We start from the raw sequence: 5,368 nt of genomic DNA, 5'->3' as shown, positions 1-5,368 counted from the left end.
CCTAACTGTGCCGCTGCTCCAAGTAAAAAACTCTTTGGATTCGCAATCAGCGGACCAAAGTCTGTCATCGCACCAACACCAAGGAAAATAAGTGAAGGCAATATACTCCATACATCTAATAGAAAGAAATAGTGTAATAAACCACCTGCCGTTTCGATTCCAGTGACGGGATCCTCATAAGGTGCCGCCATGATACCTGGAAACATGTTAACTAATAGCATACCAAATGCAATCGGTATTAACAAAAGTGGCTCGTATCCTTTTTTTATTGCTAAATATAGAAACACGCAGGCAACCAAAATCATCAAGTAATTTCCCCAATAAAGATTCCTAAAAGCGGTTTGATCTGCTAGATTCCGAAGCGTATCTAATACGTAATCCATTCCGTTATCCTCCTGTTTGTTTAAACTAATTTAAGGTTGCTAAAACATCTCCAACTTCCACATTAGCTCCCACAGAAGTATTTATACTTACAATCGTCCCATCATTTGGAGCAACGATTTCATTTTCCATCTTCATTGCTTCCAGAATTAAGATTGCCTGACCTCTTTTTACTACATCGCCAACATTTGCTTTTATATCTAAAATCTTACCTGGCATAGGCGAATTTACTTTGATACCAGATGTTCCAGAAGGTATGGCTGGCTTTGCAGGCGTAGGTGTGGCTGCTGGTGTAACTGCTGGTGCTGCTTTCGATACTACTGGTGCAATTTGATTTGGTGCAACGCGAGTTGATTCTGCCTGTGCTGCCACTACACCAGCAGTATTCTCTTCTACACTTACTTCATAAACGTTTCCATTTACAGTGATTGTATAGTTCTTCATTATGTAATCCTCCTTAACGTTAGGCATTTTGCCATTTAGATTTATTCACTTTTCTTATCGACCTTACATATAGTCCATTGGCTGGGACTGGATTTCCATTGGATGCTTCATAAGCATGGATAGCGGCTGTAATAACCGCAACTAATTCAAGATCATCGGTTACATCAATTTCTTCTACAGTTGCAGGCTGCCTTGATACAGTTTCGCTCTTTATTTCAATAGGTTTCTTTTTTTGTTTTAAGGCCATTTCCAACTTATTGATGTGCTTGAAAAGCCCAATAATTCCACTAATTAACCAAAGTACAAGGAATACAATGGACATACCCATTACTGTATTTAATAAAGCTGTTTCCATAGTTTCACCTCACTCTAAACCGTTCCATGCTTTTTGCTAGGGCGGCTCTCTCTCTTTGTGAATAACATTTCAAATGCATAGATTACATGTTGTCTTACACTCTCTGGTGTTATAATAGCGTCCACATAACCACGTTTTGCTGCTGATTCTGCACTTTGCTGTAATTCTTTATACTCCTTGGCAATGTTTGCCTGCTCTTCTTTGTTATCAGCATACATGATTTGCGCTGCAAGTTCGGCATCCATTGTGCCAATCATAGAACCTTCCAAAGCGAATACCATATCCGCACCAATATGTTTCGAATTCATTGTTATGTACGCACTACCATATGCCTTCTCTAAGATGACATTCACTTTTGGTACTGTTGCATTCGCAAAAGCATAGGTTAATTTAGCTGTTGCTATTGCTATGGAACTTGCATCCTTCATCGTTGCACTGTACCCAGCTACATTCGTTAGCGTAAGTACCGGAATTTGAAAAGCATTACAGAACTTTACAAACTTCTCAGCTTTATAACAACCTGCTGTAGATAAAGAACCATCATATTTTTCTATTACTTTACCATCTTCATCGAGTAACGCAGTACGATTTGCTACAGCTCCAACAGTTAGACCATTTAATTTGATAAAACCAGTCACCATATCCTTTGCATATACCTTCTTCACTTCGATGAAAATACCTTGATCAGATAAATCCTTAAGTGCAAGTGTTGTATCATTAAGTTTAGAGGTAAAGGAGGATAAAGAACGATTTAAGTCATCTGTACATTCCTCATAAGAAGCATCGTCTTCATTGTTTGATGGTAACATTACAACTAAGTTACGAATGCTGTTTAGTACAGATACTTCATCTACTTCGACAAAATCTACAACACCTGCTTCAGCCATAAAAGAAGCTGTTGCGGTATCGCATTTAGTAGAATTGTTTCCTAGAATTGCATTGGGAGCATTTACGAATAATTTTGCGTTCTTTTCTTCCATGAAGACAAAGTCGCATAGAGATGCGGATATGGCACTGCCTCCTCCGCAAGTACCAAAAATAGCAGTAATCTGTGGGATAACCCCGGATGCTAAAGATTGTTTAAGATAAATATCTCCAAATCCAGCTAATGCGTCCGTTGCTTCCTGTAATCTCAAACCGGCACAATCTATCAATCCGATAACAGGTGCTCCAACCTTCATTGCAAGATCATATAAATTTGATATTTTCTTTGCGTGCATTTCACCTATGGAACCATTCAACACAGCTACATCCTGGCTATAAACATAAACAGGATTACCGTCAATAATTCCATAACCTGTGATAACACCATCAGAAGGTACTTCTTTTTGTTGCAGGTTGAAATCAGTACTTCTTCTAGTAACCAAAGCACCAACCTCAACAAAACTGTTCTCGTCAAGCAAAGTGATAATCCTATCCTTTGCTGACAGTTGTGATGTACTAGTCATATTCAGGCCTCCATTTTTTTGATAGTTAAACCAATTTTTTACCAATTACTATTATAGCCCTTACCCGTCAATCTTTCAACCTGTATTCACTTTTTTTGGTTATTATGTCAATATATTGTATAATTTTTACGCCTATCATTTTGTTTTTTTGTTACATTTGACACTCACATGATAATTCCTTTAAAATAATATTTTTTTCATAGTCAAATCCACCAATAAAAGAGCCAATAAAAAACAGAGATAATTAGGAGTCAAATTTATTAACACTCCTAACTATCTCTGTACTTACAGTCAGTCTATAATCTAATCATCTTTCTAAGTCAATTCCCAGTAATCGCTTTCCTAGACGTAAACAAGCAAACCAACTTAGAAATCCTCTTCTGTTCGTAACACTTTTTGTATGGCATGGTTATGAAACCCTTTCCGATAGAGAGAAGCAATCAACTTTTGCTTTTCTTCTTTCGAAAATTCATCTATCGGTTTTCCTTTTCTTCGAATAATCCTTAGAATAGCCTCTTCTTCTAAGTCTTTATCCTCCTTCGATCCAGAAAATGACTCCATGAGTTCCTCATACGCTCTGTCAATATCAGATTGGTTAATTCCTTTTTGATATAAAGCATAGCTAAGCTGCCGCTTACTTTTGGTTTGATATCTACCTTTAATATAATTTAAAGTGTAACGATAGTCATCAAGGTAATGAAAGCTCTTCACATAGGCGATTGCTTGGGTTACCACATGCTCCGGAAATTCTTTATCTCGTAGCTTTGTGGTTATTTCAAGCTCAGTTCGATCCATTCTTTCTAGTAAAGTTAGCGCTTGCTTTTTAGCATATCGTAAAACTAGTTCGGACTCTATCTTAAGTAGTAAGGTATCCGATATTTTTTGACCAACTTCCAAAGGAAGTTCTTTGTAATCCTTACGATAAAGCCAAAATGCAGCCTCGTCATTAAGAAAGATTTGTACTTTTACCTTATCTATTGGCTTAATCTCGGTCACTATGAATTCCATCGATTACTCTTCTACCTTTTTCTTTGACTCTTCTACCTTTTTCTTTGACTCTTCTACCTTTTTCTTTACATCGTTAGTAAGATTAAACCGCTCTCTCACTTGAGCTTCCACCTCTTCAAGGATATTTGGATTTTCTTTTAAGAATACTTTTGCATTCTCACGGCCTTGGCCAATCTTCGACTCATTATAAGCATACCATGCTCCACTTTTTACAATAATACCTTCATTGGCTGCTAAATCTAGGATATCTCCTTCTCTTGAAATTCCCTGACCAAACATTATATCGAATTCAGCTTCCTTAAATGGTGGTGCAATCTTATTCTTCACAACCTTAATTCTAGTTCTGTTACCAACAATATCTCCACCAAGCTTTAAAGCCTCAATTCTTCGAACATCCAAACGAATGGAAGAATAGAATTTTAAAGCACGACCACCAGTTGTTGTCTCTGGATTCCCAAACATTACACCAACCTTTTCACGAAGCTGATTAATAAAAATTACAATACAGTTTGACTTACTAATTACTGCTGTCAACTTACGAAGTGCTTGTGACATTAATCTAGCTTGAAGACCAACATGAGAATCACCCATATCACCATCAATCTCTGCTTTCGGTACTAATGCAGCAACGGAGTCTACGATAACGATATCGACTGCACCAGAACGAACCATCGTCTCTGTAATCTCAAGCGCTTGCTCTCCATTGTCTGGCTGTGAAATATATAGGTTATCAATATCTACTCCAATGTTCTTTGCATAAACAGGATCGAGAGCATGCTCTGCATCAATAAAGCCTGCGATACCGCCTCTTTTTTGAACTTCAGCAACCATATGTAGCGCTACTGTTGTCTTACCACTACTTTCCGGACCATATACTTCTACAACTCTACCCTTTGGAATACCACCAAGACCTAATGCAATATCAAGGCTTATAGATCCTGTAGGCACTGTCTCTATGTTCATATGAGTCCCGTTATCCCCTAGTTTCATTACAGAGCCCTTACCATATTGCTTCTCTATCTGCGCAAGAGCAGATTCTAATGCTTTTATTTTATCCTCATTCGCCATTTTACTTCTCCTTTTTCATATACCAAACATGTGTTCTTATTCTGTTATCATCTTATCTTATTCTAAGTTTTTTGTCAATACCTTATCCCAAACAAATCCCCGAGTAATACTAATTCAGCATTCTGGCTAAATTATTACGAATTCGTAGCATAAATACTTTACTCTTATTCTAATATTTATTGCACAATTCTTGCTACTGGTTCTATCAATAGTATACGAAAGCTTGGCTGACTTGTAAATAAAAGAATGAAAAACAAGAGTGAGAAAAAAATCAAGATTTCTCAAACAATTGCACAATACCAAGATTTACACTTCACGTACTTTTCCTTGCCACGAATAAACGTTCTGTGTTATTCTTTTTCTAGAAGACTTCATGAATGAAACGATTCCTTTTTGTATATAATAAGCAACGTAGTCTAGTCTATTGGATAAGTTTTGAATAACCATGATGTTTTCTAGCTATTAAAATGAAAGAAATTGAGGTAAGATTATGAACGATGACGATATTATCTGTACATGTTTCGACGTGTCTGTAAAAGACATCAAAGATGCTTATGCAAATGGAGCAACAACAATAGAAGCAATTGGAGAAGCTACTCAAGCTTGTACCCTTTGTGGTGCTTGCATTGATGATATTGAAAGTCTCCTTGAATCTTTAAGCAAA

The 5,368-nt window shown here is 37.0% G+C and carries 7 protein-coding genes; 1 reads left to right on the top strand and 6 read right to left on the bottom strand.

Annotation, left to right across the window (positions count from 1 at the left end; genetic code table 11):
- From RTP52_RS12210 to recA, 6 genes are all read right to left on the bottom strand, one after another.
- The coding region (locus tag RTP52_RS12210; RefSeq protein ID WP_312371642.1) for a sodium ion-translocating decarboxylase subunit beta at positions 1-383 on the bottom strand (383 nt) is incomplete at its 3' end.
- A gap of 25 nt (positions 384-408) precedes the next feature.
- Positions 409-825, bottom strand: coding sequence for a biotin/lipoyl-containing protein (locus tag RTP52_RS12205; protein WP_312105269.1), 417 nt, complete (start codon positions 823-825; stop codon positions 409-411).
- Positions 826-844: 19 nt separating this feature from the next.
- Positions 845-1,180, bottom strand: coding sequence for an OadG family protein (locus RTP52_RS12200; RefSeq protein ID WP_312105267.1), 336 nt, complete (start codon positions 1,178-1,180; stop codon positions 845-847).
- A gap of 14 nt (positions 1,181-1,194) precedes the next feature.
- Complete coding sequence (locus RTP52_RS12195) at positions 1,195-2,628, bottom strand: acyl-CoA carboxylase subunit beta (protein ID WP_312371639.1); 1,434 nt, start codon at positions 2,626-2,628, stop codon at positions 1,195-1,197.
- A gap of 366 nt (positions 2,629-2,994) precedes the next feature.
- Complete coding sequence (locus RTP52_RS12190; protein ID WP_312371637.1) at positions 2,995-3,636, bottom strand: regulatory protein RecX; 642 nt, start codon at positions 3,634-3,636, stop codon at positions 2,995-2,997.
- Positions 3,637-3,639: 3 nt separating this feature from the next.
- On the bottom strand, positions 3,640-4,704 hold the full coding sequence (gene recA / locus RTP52_RS12185; protein WP_312105259.1) for a recombinase RecA: 1,065 nt from the start codon (positions 4,702-4,704) through the stop codon (positions 3,640-3,642).
- Positions 4,705-5,194: 490 nt separating this feature from the next.
- Here recA and RTP52_RS20420 point away from each other — a divergent pair.
- Positions 5,195-5,368 (top strand): (2Fe-2S)-binding protein (locus RTP52_RS20420; protein WP_312371758.1); only part of this gene is annotated, 174 nt, incomplete at its 3' end.

This window comes from Lachnoclostridium sp., from assembly GCF_031997925.1.
GTDB lineage: Bacteria > Bacillota > Clostridia > Lachnospirales > Lachnospiraceae > Lachnoclostridium.
The sequence above is the reverse complement of the archived record's forward strand: the minus strand, read 5'-3'. Positions and strand labels throughout refer to the sequence as shown.

Bases quoted from the DNA above. Each gene is read 5' to 3' on its own strand.
- RTP52_RS12205 (WP_312105269.1), bottom strand. From the start codon at position 825: ATGAAGAACTATACAATCACTGTAAATGGAAACGTTTATGAAGTAAGT.
- RTP52_RS12200 (WP_312105267.1), bottom strand. From the start codon at position 1,180: ATGGAAACAGCTTTATTAAATACAGTAATGGGTATGTCCATTGTATTC.
- RTP52_RS12195 (WP_312371639.1), bottom strand. From the start codon at position 2,628: ATGACTAGTACATCACAACTGTCAGCAAAGGATAGGATTATCACTTTG.
- RTP52_RS12190 (WP_312371637.1), bottom strand. From the start codon at position 3,636: ATGGAATTCATAGTGACCGAGATTAAGCCAATAGATAAGGTAAAAGTA.
- recA (WP_312105259.1), bottom strand. From the start codon at position 4,704: ATGGCGAATGAGGATAAAATAAAAGCATTAGAATCTGCTCTTGCGCAG.